The organism is Rhodococcus sp. 2G (assembly GCF_001886355.1).
In the GTDB taxonomy this organism is placed as follows: Bacteria; Actinomycetota; Actinomycetes; order Mycobacteriales; family Mycobacteriaceae; genus Rhodococcus; species Rhodococcus pyridinivorans.
The window spans coordinates 801,170-821,392 of record NZ_CP018063.1 but is presented as its reverse complement, the minus strand read 5'-3'; the positions used below and the strand labels follow the sequence as shown (position 1 = coordinate 821,392).

Below are 20,223 nucleotides of genomic sequence, written 5' to 3'. Positions count from 1 at the left end.
ATCCCAGTCGATGGAGCTCTCGTCGAGTGCACTCGACGAGACGAACCGCGGCACCTGTTACAGTCTCCGCGCTGATCTCGAGGGGGTCGAGATCCAGTCGGGAGGGGGCACGTGAAGTCGTTTCTGTTGCGCACCGTACTGCCTATTGCAGGAGGGATGGCAGCAATCCTGCTGCTACCGCGGGTGTCCTCGATTGTCGGCCCTGACGTCCCCTCGGTTCCGACTTTGGTGCCGACTACCTCCGCGCCATCGGCACCGGTGGGTCCACGTACCTCTCCCCCGCCATTGCCGGAGGGGTTCCCCTCGATGCTGCGCCCACCGCCTCAGATGACCGCCGCTCCAGGTGCGCCGCAACCGATCAGCACGAGATACGGTCTTACATACGATATTCCGGCGGACTGGACCAACGACTACCGTTCTATCGCCGGATGGTCCAACGAGAACGACAAGGCCAGTTATGGAGCTGTCGGGTTCTTCGGTTACGGTTATTGCCCGGAGGAAGACGGGGGCTGGCTTGCGATCTCCGGCGCGGCAGGTTCGCGGGACCTGGACCTCGAATCGGTAGCGCAACAAGAGGTCCGCGCCGTCGAGTGGATTTTCGACGACAATGCCGGAACATTGCCGACGGTCGAGTACACCGGCCCCGTATGGTTCGAAGTCGCAGGGCGGCCCGCGGTCCGCGTCTCAGCCCTCGTTACCGATATCCCGCGAATCAGTTCGTGCGAACCAGGCTCGGCCCGCTTCGACGTCGTGGCGACGCCAGGTTACGCCACCGCAGAAACCATGGTGTTGATGGTCGAAGTCCACCAGGATATCGATGGCGCGTACGAGGGCGGGGTTGCAGACGACATCATTTCGACGCTTCGACCCACCAAACGAAGCGCATCAAGAAGACAGAAAGTGTCATGGGCGAAACATTCAAGGCAGCTCCCGAAGAAGTAGCCGGAGCCGCTGTGTTATTCGATGACATTGCCGACGACGCCTCGGCCTCCACCGACTACATACGTGCGGAATGCAGTGTTCAGCAAGGATTGGGCGCAGGTGTACTTGCACTATTGAGCGCCCCTCTGGCAGCGACCGCGGACTTCATGTCTTCCCGGTACGGCGGCTTGGCGGCGGTTACTCGGTCGACCGGTGTGGAGCTCAACCGAGTTGCGTGGATGTACGCAGACCAAGAGGCCCAAACATATGACGCTCTCAACGCGAACATATTGTTCGAAGAGCTGATCGACGCCCACTACGACCCGTACACCCCAGCGCCCGGCCCCGCAGCTCCGTTCCTCGACCCGGTGACTTACCGGAAGGCAGAGGAAGTAGACCTTCCGCTGTCCGAAGTAGGAGCCGAGGATATTCGGCAAGTCATCGCGGACGCAGCAGGTTGGCTCGGAGATGTAGACGACGCGATTCACGCTGCAACGGGATGGAGTCCGCTCCTGCAGTTCGTGGAGCCATTGACGGGAAACTGGAACGATCTGAAGCGTATCGGCGACGCATACCGCATCGCAGCCGAAGGTATGGAGACGTGCGGTTCCAACGTCCGCGCCGGCTATGAACAACTCGATCCGCATTGGGACGGCGCCGCGGCTCAAAGCTTCACCGAACACGCCGAACGCCAGGCAGCAGCTATGGAGTGGGAAGGCCCGGTAGGCCGAGTAGCGAAAGAGATGTGTTTCTTCACCTCCGACAAGGTCAGACAGGCGGCTATCAGCGGGGTTCAGCGACTCGCCACGATGCTGGAAGCGGAAGTCTCACTCGAGAACACCACCCAGGCATTGAAGTTCGCCGTCAAGAAGATCCCCTGGATCGGCACGTACATCCAGGTGAACGCCATTGTCGAGATCATCAGACAAGCGGCTTCGCAGATCGATGATCTCGTGGATAGCGTGCGGGAGATCGTCGAGGCGCTCGAAGGATTCCTTGCGGCGATGGCATCTCCGTCCGGCTATCTCAACGAGAAGTTCGAAGAGAAGCTTGCACCGATAACCGACGCCTACACCGACACCAAGACGAAAGCCGAACTCGCCATGGATATCGCCAGCGTGGCCGATACAGGCGATACATACAACGCCCCCAAATCCGGATATGTCGTCGGCGACGATCCCTGGGCGGATGCCGTATGAGGGACGTCCCGCTCCACCTGGAAGCAGCTGTCCGCAGGATCCAGGACGCCGGACACGCCATCGACACCCGCTGCATCCGCGCCAACCAGGTGAGCAACGGTGACTGGGATACGCGCATCGACGTCGACGAAGCACTGATGTGCCGGCTCGCCGAAACCGACGCCGCATCCGACGCGCTCCGAGCCTTCGCGGCCCGCGTCGACGCAGGCACAGCCGAGTGGCGCGACATCGAACGGATCCTTCGCACTCTCCCACCGGAGGTGATCGAACTGAAAGCATCGAAGCATTACCGCTGGTGTTGGGATCATCAGCCACCTGCCGCAACTCCGGTCGAGGACGAGCCAGAGCCATACAGAATTCCTTGGCAGCGATGATCGACTATCACGTGCAATCGATGTAGAAATACCCGGCGGACGCGGATTGCGAGGTGGTGCAGCTCCGCCTGATTTGTGGTTCCAGCCCCGGATCGCGGGGCTGGAACCACGCAAGTCGTCGTCGCGTCAGCATCGACGGCCAGGACATCGCGCAGCGTCAGGTGGTGACCGCGAACCCAGCGCGTAGCCGATCGAGCTGCTCCGGTGTCAGGGCCGTCGCGAATCGCTTCTTCTTGCCGCCGCTCGACGGATGGTCGAGATAGACGAACGCTCGGGGACGGCCGTCGTGAACGTGTTCGGCGTATCGGTGCTCTCCGTCGAGACCCAGGTCGAACAATTGTGAGACCTCCCGAGCCGCGTGCACACCGATGACTGCAAAGACCCGGCTTCTGACGCGGCGGACAACACCTGCGGGAGGTATTTCGTCGCACATGTGTGACGCGCCTCGGCAACACCGATCTCATTCCTGCTCTTACCCTGATTCCACCGAAAGACCGACTGCGTAGCAGCGTGTCGAACTGAAGAAAGTGCCCCCTGAACTGGGAAGATTGGAGTTCTCACACAACAAATCCACCAGTTCACGAAAGACACTTCCGGTGAAAGTGCCCCACAAGTTCATCGACGGCTCCGCGATGGTCGACGAGGACAACCTCGTCTCGTGCGCCGGCCTGGTCCCGATCATGACCTTGGCCGAACACACCCACCTGCCGGACCTGCTCTCGGAGAAGGTCTCGATCACCACCACGAAGGTCGCGTCCGGGGCGGCGAGCCCGGCACCGAGACTGCTCACCCTGATCGCCGGGATGTGCGCCGGCGCCGACAACATCGACGATATCGACCTGCTACGCTCCGGCGGCATGACACACCTCTTCGGAGGTGTCTACGCCCCCTCGACCGTGGGAACACCGCTACGCGAGTTCAGCTTCGGTCATGCCCGCCAGCTCGAATCCGTGCTCCGCGAACACCTGATCGCACTCACGGCCCGGGTCGAGATCCTGCCCGGTTTGGCCGAGCAGGCGTTCATCGACATCGACTCGCTGCTGCGCCCGGTCTACGACCGCGCCAAACAAGGCGCGAGCTACGGACACACGAAAATCGCCGGCAAACAGATCCTGCGCAAAGGCCTGTCCCCACTGGCCACCACCATCAGCACAGCCGACTCCACGCCGATCATCACCGGGATGCGACTGCGCGCTGGGAAAGCCGGCTCCGGTAACGGTGCAGGTCGGATGGTCACCCAGGCCATCGTCACCGCCCGGGCAGCGGGCGCGGCCGGTGCCATCACGGTCTGCGGTGATTCCGCCTACGGCACCCGTTCGGTCATCTCGGCGTGCCTGCGCGCGAAAGTGTGCTTCTCGCTCGTCCTGGCCAAGAACACCGCGGTCCAACGCGCGATCGACTCGATCCCCGACGACGCGTGGACCCCGGTGAGATATCCCGGTGCCGTGCGTGACCCGGACACCGGAGCGTGGATCTGAAGATGCCGAGGTCGCCGAAACCGCCTACACCGCTTTTGCTTCCACCACGACTCCGGTTACCGCCCGGTTGATCGTGCGCCGCGTCAAAGACGCCCGCTACCCCGACGCGTTGTTCCCGGTGTGGCGGCATCATCCGTTCTTCACCAACACCACTACCTCGGCCACCGACGCCGATGTCACCCATCGCCGGCACGCGATCATCGAAACCGTCTTCGCCGACCTCATCGACGGACCCCTGGCGCACATGCCGTCGGGGCGCTTCGGGGCGAACTCCGCGTGGGTGCTCTGCGCGGCGATCGCCCACAACCTGCTGCGCGCCGCTGGCCTTCTTGCAGGTGGTGGGCATGTTCGCGCCCGTGGGGCGACGCTACGGCGCAAGATCGTCGATATCCCGGCCCGATTGTGTCGACCGCAACGAAAACCGATCTTGCGGCTACCCACGCACTGGCCCTGGTCGGACGCATGGCTTCGATTGTGGACCAGTACCATCGGCCACAGCCCGCCAGCTATCGCCTGAACACCGACCGACCCGCCGAGACGGCACGACCGGAACCGCACCGTGGAAAAGCTGGGCAAACCAGCGGTCACCGCATGTCCGCAACTGCCCATACATCCACTCGCCCGGCCGGAACGGGCTTCGGCATCACGTCAGTGGATTCAGGCTAAGAATCTCGACGCAGTCATTTGCGGCAACGACGGTCGGGTGTACACGACGTAGTGGAAGGGGTCGTAGCCCAGAAGGCCCGGGATCCTGTCTCCAGGCCGCGTGCGCCCCCACAACTCTCGCGCGCTGACCCGAGGCTTGCCCCGCGTGTAGCGTGAGCAAACCCGGGTTCGGCGCGCGAGGAAGCCCATTGCACTCCCCTATCGTCCACATATCAAATTCGGGTTCGAGTTCGATCATTGCCGGTCGCTCGTCGTCCCTGTCTCCATTCGGATCCGCCCCCATACAGTGGCCAAACGCCACGATGCTGCTCGCCCATGCTTGAGCCGAGCAATAGATCGCTCTCACGTCGCAGGACATCTTCGATGAACGATTCGGATTGACAGAAGAACCGCATCGACCGAGCGCTCTCACCGCACGACCTCCGATTCAGAATTCGTAGCGCGAAAGCCTCACGGCTCGAGCGGCGGATATTGTGCCGGGATGAGCTACGCGGCACTTGATCCTCTCGACGTCGCCGGCCGCGTCGTGCAACTCCTCGAAGCCGGTCGCCGCAATTCCACGTACAAACTCGCGACCGTCATGGCGCTCGTGGATATCTGTGTCGAGAACACCGCTGCTCCCGACGGGAGTCTCACCGTTCCGATCGACGAGATCGCGCACCGGATCATCGGCTATTACTGGAATCAGGTTCGGTCGTTCCACCGCCACGGACGACTCGTTCAGGTCCGGCGCGGACGTTCGATCCCAGATCGTATCGCAGAGGCCAGAGACACCCTGATAGCCGATGGGCTTCGCACCGCGGAGGCAGCTCGGGAGTCCGCCCATCCGGTCTATCGACGACTCGTTCGCTCCGTACGGCTGACGATCGCGCAACAACCGCTCACACATCTTCAGACCGTCCCCCACAGGGCTACCCGCGACGAGTTCTTGTACGACGCGGCCGGCTTTCACAAGAAGATGACCGTGAGTGACGTCGACCGGATCGCCGTCATCGTGCTGCGCCCAGGTGTGCCCGAGGGGCTTCGCCGCACATCCGTGCTGCTCAGGACCTTCGTCCGCTCAGTATGGGCCCACGATGTCATCGATCTCAACCGCGCCGATCTCGATGCCGAGGACATCGACGGATTTCTCTTCGGCACCGACCGCTCCGCGCTGCGCGCTCTCGTCGACCCGCTCCGTGACCTGCAGTCGGGTCGCTGCTTCTACTGCGACGGTCGTCTGCAATCCGAAGTCCACATCGATCACGTGGTGCCGTGGTCGATGATCCCCATCGACGGTGTTGCCAACCTGGTGGCAACCGACGCGCGATGCAACCTCGACAAGTCGGCGAGCATCCCGGTGCAGGACCATGTGACGCGAGCCCTGGAACGGCAATTCTTGGCCGACGTTTCCAGCCTCACCCGCATCCCGGTCCTGCACAAACGAACGGAGTCGGCTGCTCACGGCGTCTATGCGGCCTTGCCTTCCGGCTCGTTGCTGTGGAGATCGTCCGGTACGTACCAGCCGCACTCGCCCTGAACGAGTTGCGGCAACCCTCACCGATATAGTTCTGTCTGCGGCCCGACGGACTTCCGCTGCGATGAGCAGCTACGGACATGCCCCCACCCGCACGAGTGGATTCGTGCTGCCTTGGGGACCTGACTGTGACGCTGCTTCGTACTACCGCCCGCCGGATCGTCGACCTCGATCGTCCAGAATCGCTTGCGGAGCAGTTGTTGGAACAGATGCTGTTTCGCACGGGACGACGTGCCGGGGAAGCCGAGCAGAGGTCCTGGACACGGAGCCTGCCTGTTCTCGCTCGCGATCTCGTCGACGCCGGTCTCCACGACGTCGAGATGCTGCTCGAATATCACTTGCCGTTGACGTCCCAGCGAGCCGACGTCGTCCTCGCAGGGACGCATCCACAGACCGGCGCGGCTTCGTACGTGGTCGTCGAACTGAAGCAATGGTCGGCAGCGCGCCGATATGAGGACAACCCCGAACTTGTCGAGGTATCCGGGATGCCTGGAGGACCGAAGCTGCATCCTGCCGCGCAGGTGAAGGGTTACTGCGACTACCTCGCGGACTTCGCCCGTACGGTGTCCGATCAACCGGACGCTCTTGCAGGCATCGCCTATCTGCACAATGCGACCGATCCGGGAGCCGTTGCCGATCTGCGTTCCTATCCGATGAGCGTCACCGGGCGCATGTTCACCGCTGGCGAGCGCGGGGACATGATCGAATTTCTCCGGAGTCGCCTCGCACCCACGCCCGGCTACGCCGCCGCCGACGCTCTGATGAAGTCGGCAATCGCACCGTCGCAGCAACTGCTCAAAGTTGCCGCTGCAGAAGTACGCGACCGGCCACAGTTTCATCTGCTCGGCAATCAACAACTCGCCGTCGACCTCGTGCTTCACGAGGTGGAGCAGTCTCGCGCCGCCGATCGAAAGCGCGTCATCATCGTCACCGGTGGTCCCGGTAGCGGCAAGAGCGTCGTGGCGCTATCGCTACTCGGTGAGCTCGCCCGGCGCGGCCGAACCGTGCTGCATGCGACAGGGTCCCGATCGTTCACACAAACCCTGCGGAAGGTTGCGGGGCACCGCGCGCCGCGCGTGCAGAAGATGTTCAAGTACTTCAACCAGTTCATGACGGCGGATCGCAACGGACTGGACGTCCTCATCCTCGACGAGGCGCACCGCATCCGTGAGACCTCCGTCGACCGGTACACACGAGCCGAACTCCGCACAGACCGGCCGCAGGTCGACGAACTTATCGCGGCCGCGCGCGTCCCTGTCTTCCTTCTCGACGAGCACCAGGTGGTACGCCCCGGAGAGATGGGGTCTTTCGCCCAGATCGAACGTTATGCAGCCTCACTCGGGCTCGAGACGGGTCAAGCCCCTGGTAGTGGTGTAACTCGTTTTTGATCCTTCGTTGGTGGTCAGGCGGGTAGTTGCATCAGTTCATCGGTGCTCACCTCCGTCGCCTGGCTGGTGTCGGTGTTGGTGGTCAGGGTGAGCCGGCAGCGGCTGAGCACTTCTAGGCCGAGGTATCGGCGGCCTTCGGCCCATTCGTCGGTCTGCTCGGCCAGGACGGCGCCGATGAGGCGGACGATGGCATCCCGGTTGGGGAAGATGCCCACGACGTCGGTGCGGCGGCGGATCTCGCGGTTGAGCCGCTCGGTTATCCGGCCCTCAGGGATGAGATCAACCCTGATCTCACATCGAATCAGCGATCGAGACGCTGCAAGTGGTCGGTCAACGCCTCAGCGACACGATGATGCCGGGCAGCTTCATCGGGCCATCCACGGTCACGAGCATCGACCTCGAGAGCCTGGATGTCGGTGCGTTGCGCCTCGAGCGCGCCGCGGAACTCAGGTCCGGTGACGAAGTTGTCGCAGGTCTCGCAGATGTTGGCATAGGGACACGCACCCGCGCTCTCGTGACGGGAACAGTAACCGTGGGCAACACGCGTTTTGAGCATCTCACTGCCGAGCCAACTCACCGCGTCGGGGACGATCGGTTTGCCGACCGGAGTGAGCGTGAACCGCCGCCGCATCTTGCCCATCGCCTGGTCATAGGCATCCCGCAACGTCGGTGAAGCCAAAGTGGCGTAACGCAAAGTCATCTGCGGAGTGACATGCCCGAGCAACGCCATCAACGCCTGCAGGCTCATCCCGGCGTTGGCGAGTTCGGTGGCCCAAGTATGCCGCAGCTGATGCGGGGTCACCACCAACGGCGCACCCCCGGCCCCACGCAGTCCGCAAGCCTCGACGGCAGCGAGCAGACCGTTGCGCAGCCGGGTCTGGCTGAGACGGCGGCCGTGTGCGACGAACAGGAAATCGGTCAACTCTCCGGTGCGGGGATGCGGCAATGGCCGACAGATACCACGCCCGCCGGTCCACTCGTCCAACGCGGCGATAGTGGTCGCCGAGAGCGGGACCATGCGTTCGGTGGCGAGCTTGCCCAACGGAACCTTGAGCCAGGTCCCGGCCGGGCCGTAATCGATGACGCTGCCGAGCTCGAGATCCAGTAGCTCCCCGACCCGCAGACCGGCTCCGCGCAGCACCGTCAACCCGATACGAGCGAACGAATCATCCAGCTGGGAAACCGCATTCATCACCGCAGCATCGATGTCGGGCGGCAATGCCCGCGGAAGCGGTTGGTCGAGTTTCGGGACGTCGGCGGCGAAGACCAGACGGCGCGGTGGGGCCTGCTCCCAGCCCCATTCGGTGATGTCCTCGAGCAGGTTGCGCACGCTCAGTACCGTCGATTGGATCACGGCCTTGGAGATGATGCGCCCGGCCCCGGCAGCGGCGCGTTGCCCACGCCAGGTGCGGGTGCGATTCCAGACGAGGAAGCCCTCGATGTGACTGCGGTCGAGATCCTCGAGGGAGGTGACCTCGGGATGGTTGGTGGTGAGGTAGTCCGCGAACGGCAGCAGGTCGTTGATCAGCGATTCGGCCGATTTCGGGCGGAGCACCGATGCCCGGACGGTGACGTAACGCAACAGGGCCTCGCGGATCGGATCGGCCATCGGGGCGTCGGCGAAGCGTTGGGCGTAGGTGCGGGCCCACGGTCGGCGCCGTGGTGGGGTGTCGACGATGCGGGCCTGAAACAGCATTTGTCGCAGTCCCGCGATACGGTTGCGGTAGGCGCGTTTCGATGTATCCGGGATTGACTGTGTGGCAGCCAATGCGGCGTCGAACTCGCCGACGGTCTCGGCGCTCACACCGCTGACGGAACCGCCGTGCCAGGCGAGCAGCACCGCCAGGCACTCGCCGAGGACGGTCTCGACCCATTGCGGTGTCCACCCCAAAACCAGGCCGGCGGCCCGGACCGCGGCGAACCCGTCCGGGTCGCGGTCCTCGACGGCCCGGCCGAGTCCGGTGAGGTTCTTGACGGCCGCGAGTTCGAGGTCGAGCCGCAGGTTGCCGCGTCCGATGAGGTGACACAGCAGTGGCCAGGCCCCGGTGCGGCGTAGTTCGGCCAGCCGGTCGGCAGCGGGTCGGGTCATCCAGTCCCGCAAGTCCGGATGCGTGGTGAGGAAGGTGGTCGCGATGAGGGTGCGAGCGCGCACCGACCTGTCGCTGAGCCCGAGGCTGGCGACGTGCTCGAGGTAGTCGGTGAGCACCGCACCCGGTCCGGCCGGCAGGACGACCGTCGCAACCACCGCGGTGCTCATTGTCGTGTTCCGGCGAGACTGGCGCGGGCCGCGCCGTATTCGGCGGCGAGCTGCTCGACCGACAAATGCACATATTCGGCAGTGGTGTCCGGAGACACATGCCCCATCAATTCTCGCAGCACCATCAGATCGATTCCGGCGGCAGCGAGTTCGGTGCCGTAGGTGTGGCGCAATCGGTGCGGACGCACCCTCGTCGCACCGGAGAGGTCCCGGTGCCGCCGGAACAGCGACCGCAGTCCCGCCTCGGTCACCGGCGCCCCCGCGGTGGGGCCGCGCAGCACCACGAAACACTCCTCGGTCGCCAACCCCGGTGGCCGTTCGAGGCGCAGATAGGCCGACAGTTCGGTGAAGAACACCGCATCGACCGGCACCACCCGTTCCTTGCAGCCTTTGCCGAGCACCCGGAGTCGTCGCTGGCCGAAATCGACGTCTGCCAACCGCAGGGATCGCACCTCGGCGTTGCGCAGCCCGCCGAACAGCATCGCCCACAACATCGCTCGATCCCGATGGGTGCGCAGCGACGCCGCAAACTGCTCGATCGCGTCGGCGTCGAGGGACTCGGGCAGTAGCCGCGGTTGGCGTACCAGCCTGCCTCCGGCTCGGGGTCGGCCCGGCCCGAGGTGTCCGAGCAGTCCTCGCGCTGGTGGTCGCAGTCCCTGTCCGCGCCGCGGTGAGGGCACCGGATTTTCGGTGCGTATCCCGGTCATCACCAGGTATTCGAACAATGCGCGTATCGCCGCGACTCGTCGGTTGATCGTCGATGCCGCAGTGCCCCGATCACCTCGTGTCGCCATGCCTGGGCGGGGTTTGCGGTGCACGTTCTGCCAGTCGACCCACTCGAACACCGTCACCGGCGTCACCGCAGCCACCGTGAGGTCGCGATCGAGCAGGAATCGGGCCAGATTGAGCACGTCGAACGCATATGCCCGCACCGTTGCCGAACTGAATCCGCGTCCGGCCAGATGCGTCAGGAACGCGTTTGCTGCTGCGCATCCTTCCCATTGGCCGTCGATCACATGCCCGTTGCTGCTGATGCGCACCCGAACGGTCATTGTCCGCCGCCTTTCGATCGGAGCCGACACCGCCAGCATGCGCCTCAACCGGTCGTCGGCTCAGGACCTCACGCTGCAACCGTGATCGTGTCGTGGGAGGGCCGGTTAACCGAGCTGGGGTTGTTGGACCAGATCTGTCGCCACACGTCGTCGGGAAATGCGGTGAAGGCGAGCAGGTCTTCGCGGGCGTCGCCGAGGTGGTCGGCGACCTCGGGCAGCCGGTGCTCGGCGTACTCCAGCAGCCGGTCGAATTGCGCGTTGACCGCCTCCGCGGTGGGCTGGTCGTAGACGCTGTGCAGCATCGCCTTCACGGCCGGCCACATGGACTTGGGGCACACGGCCATGAGGTTCGCCGAGTAGTGGGTGCGGCAGCGTTGCCACGCGGCGCCGGGCAGGTTCGCCGCGATCGCCTCGATGAGCCCGGCGTGGGCATCGGAGGTCACCAGCCGCACCCCGCCCAGGCCGCGGGCAACCAGGTCGGCGAAGAAGGTGTTCCACGAGGCCGTGGTCTCACTGGTGGCGACCTGTATGCCCAGCACCTCGCGGTGGCCGTCGCCGTTGACGCCGGTGGCCAGCAGCACGGAAGCCTTGACGACCTGCTTGTTCTCGCGGACCTTGATCGTCAACGCATCGGCGGTGACGAAGGTGAACGGCCCGGCCTCGTCCAGGCGGCGGTGCCGGAACGCGGCGACCTGCTCGTCCAGGTCCTGGGCCATGCGTGAGACCTGCGACTTGGACAGCGAGTCGATACCCAGGGTCTTGACCAGCTTGTCCATCCGGCGGGTAGACACCCCGGCCAGATAGCAGTCGGCTACGACGGTGATCAGCGCGGACTCGGCTCGCTTGCGGCGCTCGAGCAGCCACTCGGGGAAGTAGCTGCCCGAGCGCAGCTTCGGGACGGCGACGTCGACGGTGCCGACCCGGGTATCCAGGGGCCGGTGGCGGTAGCCGTTGCGGTGGTTGGTGCGCTGTTCCGAGCGGGCGTTCCACTCGGCGCCGCACACGGCGTCGGCATCGGCGGAGAGCAATGCGTTGATCATGGTCTGCAGTAGCTCGCGCATCAGATCCGGCGACGCGTCGGCGAGGGCTTGGCCAAGCAGGCCTGCAGGGTCGACAATATGAGGTGCGGTCATCGTGATGACTCCGTTCGAGGATTCGGTAGAAGGTTGACTCGAAGGATCACACGGTGGCCGCTCTACACCCGTGCACAACACGGAATCGCAGACGATCTCGGCCACCGAGTTACACCACTCTATGGGGCACTACTGGGCAGAAGTCCACGCGTTCGAAGGGCTGGGTCACCACCAGACCGCGGGACGTGCAGGTCGGACCCGACCGTCCGCTGTTGGTGTGGCGGAAACGGAAATGGTTGTGCACCAATATCTCCTGTGGCCGTAAGGTGTTCACCGAGTCGACGCCGGGGGTGCCGTCCCGGGCACGGGTCACGCCCCGAGCGAAGGCGCTGCTGGCCGACGCCGTCCTCGACGGGGACCGGTCGGTCGCCGCGGTCGCCGGCGACTACGGGTGCGCCTGGCACACCGTCCACGGCCACCTCGTCGTGGTCGCCGACGCCGCCCTGGCCGGCGAGCCTGAGCCGGTGATGGTGCTCGGGATCGATGAAACCCGCCGCGGGAAGGCGAAATGGGAAACCGATCCGGACACCGGTGTGCGGTCGTGGGTGGATCGGTGGGACACCGGACTGGTCGACCTGACCGGCGATCAAGGGTTGCTGGCGCAGGTCAACGGACGCACCTCCGCGGTGGTGATCGACTGGTTCGACGCCCGCGACGAGACGTGGAAGGCACAGATCACCCATGTCGCGATCGACATGTCGTCGGTGTATGCGAAGGCGGTGCGCGAGGCATTGCCGCACGCACAACTGGTGGTGGACCGGTTCCACCTGGTCAAGAAGGCCAACGAGATGGTCGATACCGTCCGGCGCAGGGTCACCCAGGCCGAGCGGGGTCGGCGCGGCCGCAAGAGCGATGTCGAATGGATCAATCGACGACGGTTGTTGCGGGCCTCCGAACGCCTGACCAACGAACAACGATCGGCCCTGTTCGAGAAGCTGACCGCCGCGGATCCGCACGGGGACATCGCTGCGGCATGGATTGCCAAAGAACTGCTGCGCGATGTGTTGCGCTGCACCGATCGTGGTGGCCTTCGCCATGAGATCCGGGACAGACTGTATCGGTTCTACACGTTCTGCGCGGCATGCCGGGTCCCGGAGATCGGCAAGCTGGCGACGACCGTCTCGGCGTGGCAAGAACCGATGATCCTGGCGATCACCACCGGCCTGTCGAATGCGCGCAGTGAAGGCTACAACCGCATCGTCAAGCACGTCGGCCGCATCGCGTTCGGATTCCGTACCCCGGAGAACCAACGCCGCCGGGTACGGTGGGCCTGCACTCGTCGATCACGTCGGGTCGCACCCAGCCGGCGCCAATGCCACTGCTAACTGCGAAGAGCCCTATTTGCTCGAACAAGATCGGACTACCGATCGGGGCTAACAGCAGCAGGTCTGACACAGCAGGACAGTCGTACCCAGTCGCGAGAAGGCGCTGATTAATCAGAATCTTGGTTTCGTACCGAGCGAATGAGTCGAGTGCATCGACTCGTTCCTGCGTGGACATCTGTGAATGCACAGCTCTCGCGGCCACTCCCACACTACGAAGTATCTCCGCCATGCAGATCGCTCCCGCAACGCTCGATGTAAATGCGAGGACATGACGACCCGATCCCACGAGTGCCTTGGCCGCGTTCACAGCAACCTTGATGCGACCGACCTCGTCTTGGGAAGCTAAATCGCGTTTGGTCATTCGCCGGAACTCCAAGCGCGCAAGGACTCCGCGACGTTGGAGAGTCAGGACAGGATTCGTTCCTAGCCTCTCGCTTTTCAGAAGGCGCCGGCCAAATAGGTTCACCAGGCTCTGAGTGCCCTCCTCTTTCGCTCGTCCGGGCGTGGCCGATAACCCTAGAAGACCGCGTCTTCGATTAGTATTCGTAACCGATCGCGAGCGAAGTTGCCGGACCGACTCCTCGTAGGTCCTCGCAGCGAGCTGGTGGGCCTCATCGAACACCACAGCATCCCAGGAACCCAATTCAATGCCCATCCGCATGCGCGCATATGCCGCCTGGGGAGTCGTTACCAGTACTACTCTTTCGGCAGATTCTTCAAAACTTCGCGTCAGCATCACGTCCGGCGCTCGGCCGTGCAGAGTCCAAAGGTGTTCGAAAGAACGGAACGCCTGATCGACCAATTCGTTCGATGGTGCCAACCAGACGAGCCGATTGTGGTCGAGATCCGTAAGTGCGTCGAGACAGGCAACTACTCCGGTTCGAGTCTTACCACCGCCGGTGGGGAGTGACAACAAAGCCTCATTCCCCACCGACAATATTTCCAGTGCACTGTCGACCAGATCACGCTGATAGTCAAAAAGCTCTGGCCGAACTTCCGACCGTATGAGCGCGACAGACTGCGACTGCCTGTTTGATCCTGACGGTCTGTCGCTCACCGCCAAGCCTTCAATAGACGACAACTGATAGTGAGGAGCGAGCATCTCCCACAGACGTTCGACCTCATACCGGAGCGAACCCACTACAGCCCCACGCTCTCCCACAGGTAGCGGAAGCGCCAGTACAGCTCTTCTTCCGCTGCGTCACAGTTGTACTCTTCTTGTCTCGACTTGAGGATTCGTCCCCCGATTGCCTGCTCGCTAGACTGCCTCAAGAGCGCCTTGTATACAGCTCGACAAACAGCAGGGCCGTTAGGGTCGCGACACTCGCTCCAGAATTTGTCAAAATCCGAGGGACTATCCGGATCAAGGCGATCATCATAAAGACACATTGCAGCCGAAATGAACAGAACATCTTTCGCCCGAGCAGAGGCGCTTTGTGTAAAATCAATACCACCGTCGAACTTGCGCAAAGATCCAAGCCAAAACAGATGGGTTCCTGCGCGTTCCGGCGGTTCAAACTTCATCTCGATATTGAGCAGATCAGGAACTGCCGAGATGATTCTATTCAACGATCGGATGTACTCGATCACCCTGGATTCGGTCTGCAGTTTTATTTCTTGGGTTCGGTTCGCGGTTTTAGCGGATCCGTTTCCCGACGGAACATCGCCCGAATATACTACAGCCTCCCCTGGTTGGGCCCCCGATAGCAGTCCAGCGTCTATGCGATAGCTAATTGGTTTTCTTGCGTCCAGGTTTCCCAGTAGCGCTGCGGCGTCATGCCGTCCAGGGATCCGTGGGGCCGTTCATGATTGTAGATAGCTTTCCATTCCTCGGCCAAATACTTCGCTTCGGCCATGCTGTCCATGATTTCTCCGGAGAGTTGTTCCCTTCTGAATTGGGCGTTGAAGGATTCGATGAAGCCGTTCTGCCAGGGTGATCCCGGGTCGATGAATGCGGTGTCGACCCCGGCGGTGTTGCACCAGGTGACCAGTGCCTCAGCGGTGAATTCGGGCCCGTTGTCGCACCGGACGTAGGTTGGGGCGGTGCCGGTTTCGGCGATGATGTTCTCCAGCACCGCGACCACGTCGGCGGCCTTGAACGACCGGCGCGGGATGATCGCCAGCGCGGTGCGGGTGTATTCGTCGATGACGTTGAAGAACCGGATGTGCCGGCCGCAGGAAGTCACGTCGGACTGGAAGTCGAAGCTGACCACGTGCATGGGGTATTCGGCTGTGAGGCGTTTCTGCTCCCCGGCTCCGGGCCCGGTGCGGCGTTTCTTCCGCGCCTTGGGTTTGCAGGTGAGCCCTTCGTCGCGCCAGAGCCGGCGTACCCGCTTCCTGTTCAGCGCCACGCCGTCCCACTCCGGCTGGGCGAGCAGGTGCCAGCGGGCCTTCCGCCAGCCCCACGCGGGGTGCTTGCCGGCGACGGCGCGCAAGGCTGCGCGGAGCTGCATTTCCTCGAAGCCCATGTCGGGCTTCTTCTTGCGGAACGCGGACCGGTTCTGGCCCAGAAGCGCGCACGCGAAGCGTTCGGAAGCCCCGAACTTCTCCACCGCCATGCGCACGGCACGGCGGCGGGGTTCGGGGCTTAGAATTTTCCCTTGGCCACCTCGTTGAGGATGTCGATGGCCAGTTCCTTCTCGGCCAGCAGGCGCTTGAGCCGGGCGTTCTCCTTCTCCAGCTCCTTGGTCCGTTTGGACGCCTCGGCGTTCTTCTCGGACCCGTACTGGTTCAGCCAGCGGTACCAAGTCGCCTCGGTGACCTGAAGCTCCTTGATGACCTCGACCATCGGGCGTCCGTCATTGAGCATTTTCTGGCCCTGCCGGACTTTGGCGATGACCTGCTCGGGGGTGTGTCTGCGTGCCATGATTCGTGAATTTCCTCCTGTGTCCATTCTCGGACACGAAACTCACACAGACACTGGACTTCTACCTGGGGACCCAACCACCCCTGCGTTCGACGTGAGCTCATCAATATCCCATTCCGCATCGGCGAAATCAACAGGCTCTGAATCCTCGTCGGGTACAAGCTCATTCACTTGTGCGCTATCGAACTTTGCATAGTCGAGCAAGGCTTCCATTAGAGCGCGCTGAAACACGACATTGAACGCAAGCGAATCACGCTTGAATCCATCGATCTTATACAACCGGGAGAGAAGCGTGGTTTCACCGACCGGGTTTTCCACTCTAGACGAAACTCGTTGAATAAATTTTCCGTAGTTTTGTGCCGCATGCCCCCCGGCGTTTTTTTCCTTTTCTTTCGCCTCGTGCAGCCGATACCATTCTTGGAACTGGAGAGAAAGAGTCCCTTCACCGCTTCTCAACTTAACGAGATCGGCATAAGGTTGAAACTTAGTAAGAAGATGGATAACAGCCGGCGACCAGGCGTCGGCGAATGCGTCCGATATCTCTCTCAAGTCCTCGTCTGAATAGACAAACGGTGTCATACTAAGCGCTGCTTGATCTTGCAAACGCGCGGAAGCAGCGTTGAGGTTGACGCCGAGGCGGTTGGTCAGAGCCTTGATTTGCTTTCCGATCGCGTTGTAGTCGGTCCAGTCCGAAATTGGTTTCGTTCCCAAGATCTTCGTGACTGCCCAGTCCAACCCGAGGACAGTCGAGATATACGGTCCTGTATCGAACTTTGCCTGCTCCGAGTGCCAGTCGATCAGTGACAGTGGCATGCGAGGCGAAGAGTCGTTCAAAGAATCGATCGTGTCGCTCAGACGCTCGGACACGATCTTCCTGACGCAGACCGCATGCGGATCGCGATCATCCAGCAGAATCTGCCGTCCGCGGCTCACGGTCTGAGAATGCTTGTTCAAATCAATGAAGAGTCGACGAAGAATCTCGACCGTCTCAGGATTTCCCGGAGCCTGGAACCCTACCCGCTCATCAAAGAGCAGGAAGATTACCGGTACTCTTGAACTAGAGACTGCGGGGTCAACCGAACCCGATGCCAGACTCTTGATCGCCGCAAGCCGATGTTGCCCGTCGATTGCCACTCCGAATACCTGGTCCTTGTTCCAGCGCATTCTTCCGCTACGGAAGCCGATATCATGCGGACCATTCCAATCGTCCCAAAACCCTAGGGTGATAGGGCCGACTTTGAGAACCTTTTCATAATTGGGCGGGGACTCCAGGTTCGGCGGATTCCAACCATCAGCACGATCAAACCCATCGCCAATTTTTGCCGCTCCCAGGTCGCGAGGGAGTAGTGCAATAGTAATTGCATTGAAAAATTGAGGAACTTCCGCATTTCTCAAGTATGGAACGATCTGGCGTTCGACTCGATTCCAGTTTATGTCGCGCTGGTACAGCTCATCGATACTCCACAGTATGTCTTCCGATCCCGGGATCTCAGAGGTGAGGTGTAGATGCTCCGCCGCGTCCTTCAAGCTAACCGTAGTTACGAAATACGGAATCTGCCACTTCGCAGAGCTGTAGCTTCCATGCAAGAAGTCAAAGTGGGCAGTGGCCGGAATATCTTGAATCTTTCTCGACATAATTCCTCCTACTTTATACCTGCGCGCAATAAGTAGATTGCGGTTGCGTTCGGGTCCTCAAATTCATTTGCATCTGAAATTGGCTATCTCGTTGACTTGCTTCAGCCACAACATGAACAAAGGGTCCCGCTGACGCAATGAGATCATCTCTTCCAGTCGGGTGGCATGCCCTTTGACTTACAGGTCCGTGCGTCCCGTTCAGATATTGGGCGTCCTGACGAATATGAAAGTGCAGTCTGCGCCGTGAGGCGAAGCGGTCCCCCTCGCACTTGTGAACGAAGACGAGATCCTTGCGGCCTCCATAGGCAATAATCGACTCTCCAGACCCTAGGACACCTCGACTTTCAATCGTCGTCAGTGCGAATGCCGGCGAAGACGCCCCCCGATGTGAAAGTCCCGGTCTTGAACCGGCGTCCGTAGCACTCCAACGGCCAACGCCGACGGCGATGCTCGCTTGTGTGCCTCCCCTTCGCGCTACCGAGGGCACTCTGGAATCGAATGAGGCTGAGAGTGACTGCACAGGCTTCTTTCGTTTCTAGTCCGGACCGTCGCAGCGCCACTGCATCTAGCGAGCATCGGCTGTTCGCCAGTCCATCGGGGACCAAATGTCTCTTGTTACGCGTGGTGCAGAGATCGTTACCCCAACGTAATATCATGCGCTGTTGGTCCTGTCGACGCAGAGGATTTAGTCCCTGCAGGCGCTGAGATCTCGACGATTCGCCCCTCTCCTGCCCATCCGACCGTCCATGCCATTCAGACGGGACCGAGGGGTTGATTTGTCCGGGTCGAGTGGCACACTGTGCCGACCACACGAAGGAGAGCTCATGGTCCTACCTCTGATTCCGGCCGCACTGATCGCCATCGGCGCCGTGACGGGCGGCGGCGGCGTCGCCCTTGGCGGCAAAGGCATAGCCGACCGTAAGAAAGCAGCGGACCAACTGCGCAGGGCTCACGAGCAGTACATCAAGCGCCGCGACGCGATCGTAGAACGAGTCGGGAAGACCAACACCCAGCTCGAAGCGCTGGGCGGGCAGCAGCAACAGGCGTTGACCGACGTCGTCATCCGCATGGCGGAGTTCTTGCGGCGATACGAGAAGCAGGTGCGGGAGAACGAGCGGCTGCTGGCCGACGGTCTCCAGGCCGGCATCACGCAGGTCGACGGACCGAACGGCCTCGACCTGAATCTGGGAGGTTGGCTCGGCGGAGCCATGGCATCGGTTGCGACCGGTGTCGGCACCGCATCCGCAGTATCGGCGGCCGCCACGAGCTTCGGTGTTGCAAGCACAGGGGCCGCCATATCCGGTCTCTCGGGAGCAGCCGCACAGAGCGCCGCAATGGCATGGCTCGGTGGAGGCGCGCTGTCCGCCGGTGGTGGCGGTGTGGCACTCGGCGCGGCAGCGTTGAATGTGGTGACGATCGGCCCCGCTCTCCTCATCAGCGGCTTCGTCATCAAGGGGCAAGGCCAGAAGGCACTCACCGAAGCGGCCGAGTTCCAAGCCAAGATCGACATTGCGAATGCCGAATTGGGCACCACCGACACTCTCCTGACCGCCGTCGACCACCGCATCGACGAATTGCGCTCCGTGCTCGGCGCACTGACCGTCAAAGCAGTCGCAGCCCTGGACGTGCTCGAGTCCGAGCCCTTCGATGCACGGGCTCATGCGTCGCGCTTCCAGAAGGCGATGGCATTGTCCGTGGCCGTCCGGGATGTCGCCGCGACCCCCATTCTCGACGAAGACGGCGAACTGACCGAGAACAGCGCAAATCTGACGGTGCGGTACCGCCCGATGACAGAAGGAGACGACCGTGGCGCCGAACAAGGCTGACCGGAAGGTGTACGAGGGCGAGGTACTGGGCTCGGTGAAACGCAAGATTGCTGCGGTCGACGGTTTCGCAGCGCTCTCGCAGCTGGTCACCGCCGCGCAGGAATGCATCGAGATCCACGCCGTCGAACAAACGAAACGCACCCGCCTGCACACATACGCAACCGCGGAAGTTCAGCGCATCAAGTCGGCCGAGTCGATCGTCAGGGACTACTTCGAGCAGTCCTTCGCCGAACGCCGCACAACCTTCGATGCGTTGTTCTCCCGACTGGATCAGGCACTGGAGCAAGAGAATTCACAGGTGATCAGCGAGGTCCTGCGAGGGATCGTCGATATCGCCAAGACTTCTCCCCTGGCCGACCTCGGTGATCTCGGACAGATTCGAGCGGCGCTCGACGATCCCGATCAGGTGTGGGATCTCTGAGCCGTCTCGTTGCCTCTCTCAGTCGACCATGACCGCAAAGCGACTCCAATCGGTGAATTCCCAATCCCATCGTCGACCTACCCGCTCAGGTGAGAGCTCAGGGCGAGGGGAGGACGATGACGGGTGAAGGTCTGGGGACGGGCCAGGCGCGCACCGACTTTGAAAA

At 62.4% G+C, this 20,223-nt stretch carries 14 protein-coding genes and 5 pseudogenes; 9 read left to right on the top strand and 10 right to left on the bottom strand.

The window, feature by feature from the left end; translation table 11 throughout:
• Positions 1 to 327 precede the first annotated feature (327 nt).
• The 3 genes from BO226_RS26565 to BO226_RS03830 are packed head-to-tail and all read left to right on the top strand — an operon-like array spanning position 328 to position 2,494.
• On the top strand, positions 328 to 942 hold the full coding sequence (locus tag BO226_RS26565; RefSeq protein ID WP_232238051.1) for a hypothetical protein: 615 nt from the start codon (positions 328 to 330) through the stop codon (positions 940 to 942).
• Positions 906 to 2,120, top strand: coding sequence for a hypothetical protein (locus BO226_RS03835; protein WP_071934645.1), 1,215 nt, complete (start codon positions 906 to 908; stop codon positions 2,118 to 2,120). Before BO226_RS26565 ends, BO226_RS03835 begins: the two co-directional genes overlap by 37 nt.
• Positions 2,117 to 2,494 carry a hypothetical protein gene (locus tag BO226_RS03830; protein WP_071934644.1) on the top strand — a complete coding sequence of 126 codons (378 nt, stop codon included), beginning with the start codon at positions 2,117 to 2,119 and terminating at the stop codon, positions 2,492 to 2,494. The genes BO226_RS03835 and BO226_RS03830 overlap by 4 nt, the downstream gene beginning before the upstream one ends.
• A 157-nt stretch (positions 2,495 to 2,651) precedes the next feature.
• On the opposite strand, the gene BO226_RS03825 is transcribed toward BO226_RS03830, so the two are convergent.
• A complete protein-coding gene (locus BO226_RS03825) occupies positions 2,652 to 2,831 on the bottom strand; it encodes a hypothetical protein (protein WP_071934643.1) in 180 nt (59 codons plus the stop codon).
• Positions 2,832 to 3,090: 259 nt separating this feature from the next.
• On the opposite strand from BO226_RS03825, the pseudogene BO226_RS03820 reads away from it, so the two are divergent.
• A pseudogene (locus BO226_RS03820) lies at positions 3,091 to 4,489 on the top strand (IS1380 family transposase).
• 576 nt (positions 4,490 to 5,065) lie between these two features.
• Here the strand turns inward: BO226_RS03820 and BO226_RS28535 are convergent.
• Positions 5,066 to 5,590, bottom strand: coding sequence for a hypothetical protein (locus tag BO226_RS28535; RefSeq protein ID WP_332260661.1), 525 nt, complete (start codon positions 5,588 to 5,590; stop codon positions 5,066 to 5,068).
• Between the two features lie 12 nt (positions 5,591 to 5,602).
• On the opposite strand from BO226_RS28535, the gene BO226_RS28530 reads away from it, so the two are divergent.
• Positions 5,603 to 6,157 carry an HNH endonuclease domain-containing protein gene (locus BO226_RS28530; protein ID WP_332260660.1) on the top strand — a complete coding sequence of 185 codons (555 nt, stop codon included), beginning with the start codon at positions 5,603 to 5,605 and terminating at the stop codon, positions 6,155 to 6,157.
• 317 nt (positions 6,158 to 6,474) lie between these two features.
• Positions 6,475 to 7,542: a DNA/RNA helicase domain-containing protein gene (locus BO226_RS03810; RefSeq protein WP_332260659.1), complete on the top strand. Its 1,068-nt coding sequence runs from the start codon at positions 6,475 to 6,477 to the stop codon at positions 7,540 to 7,542.
• Positions 7,543 to 7,556: 14 nt separating this feature from the next.
• Here the strand turns inward: BO226_RS03810 and BO226_RS03805 are convergent.
• The 4 genes and pseudogenes from BO226_RS03805 to BO226_RS03790 form a co-directional block, all read right to left on the bottom strand.
• Positions 7,557 to 7,796, bottom strand: a pseudogene (locus tag BO226_RS03805) (transposase); the annotation flags it as partial.
• Between the two features lie 47 nt (positions 7,797 to 7,843).
• Complete coding sequence (locus BO226_RS03800) at positions 7,844 to 9,799, bottom strand: tyrosine-type recombinase/integrase (protein WP_064257806.1); 1,956 nt, start codon at positions 9,797 to 9,799, stop codon at positions 7,844 to 7,846.
• On the bottom strand, positions 9,796 to 10,851 hold the full coding sequence (locus BO226_RS03795; protein WP_064257805.1) for a tyrosine-type recombinase/integrase: 1,056 nt from the start codon (positions 10,849 to 10,851) through the stop codon (positions 9,796 to 9,798). The genes BO226_RS03800 and BO226_RS03795 overlap by 4 nt, the downstream gene beginning before the upstream one ends.
• A gap of 113 nt (positions 10,852 to 10,964) precedes the next feature.
• A pseudogene (locus BO226_RS03790) lies at positions 10,965 to 11,984 on the bottom strand (IS256 family transposase); the annotation flags it as partial.
• Between the two features lie 134 nt (positions 11,985 to 12,118).
• Between BO226_RS03790 and BO226_RS27890 the strand changes: the two are divergent.
• Positions 12,119 to 13,309, top strand: a pseudogene (locus BO226_RS27890) (ISL3 family transposase); the annotation flags it as partial.
• 76 nt (positions 13,310 to 13,385) lie between these two features.
• Here BO226_RS27890 and BO226_RS28635 read toward each other — a convergent pair.
• From BO226_RS28635 to BO226_RS03765, 4 genes and pseudogenes are all read right to left on the bottom strand, one after another.
• Positions 13,386 to 14,411, bottom strand: a pseudogene (locus BO226_RS28635) (DEAD/DEAH box helicase); the annotation flags it as partial.
• A 38-nt stretch (positions 14,412 to 14,449) separates the two neighbouring features.
• Positions 14,450 to 14,899 (bottom strand): hypothetical protein, encoded by a 450-nt coding sequence (locus BO226_RS26900; RefSeq protein ID WP_156895102.1) that lies wholly within the window; start codon positions 14,897 to 14,899, stop codon positions 14,450 to 14,452.
• Between the two features lie 128 nt (positions 14,900 to 15,027).
• A protein-coding gene (locus BO226_RS03775; RefSeq protein ID WP_156666315.1) for an IS3 family transposase occupies positions 15,028 to 16,175 on the bottom strand; the annotation gives its coding sequence in 2 pieces (ribosomal slippage) (positions 15,028 to 15,902 and positions 15,902 to 16,175; 1,149 coding nt in all).
• A gap of 42 nt (positions 16,176 to 16,217) precedes the next feature.
• The gene (locus tag BO226_RS03765; protein WP_071934640.1) at positions 16,218 to 17,810 is read right to left on the bottom strand and encodes a DNA sulfur modification protein DndB; all 1,593 of its coding nucleotides are present in this window, start codon (positions 17,808 to 17,810) and stop codon (positions 16,218 to 16,220) included.
• An 824-nt stretch (positions 17,811 to 18,634) separates the two neighbouring features.
• On the opposite strand from BO226_RS03765, the gene BO226_RS03760 reads away from it, so the two are divergent.
• A complete protein-coding gene (locus BO226_RS03760; protein WP_071934639.1) occupies positions 18,635 to 19,636 on the top strand; it encodes a hypothetical protein in 1,002 nt (333 codons plus the stop codon).
• Positions 19,617 to 20,057: a hypothetical protein gene (locus tag BO226_RS03755; protein WP_024103553.1), complete on the top strand. Its 441-nt coding sequence runs from the start codon at positions 19,617 to 19,619 to the stop codon at positions 20,055 to 20,057. Before BO226_RS03760 ends, BO226_RS03755 begins: the two co-directional genes overlap by 20 nt.
• The last annotated feature ends 166 nt before the right edge of the window (positions 20,058 to 20,223 follow it).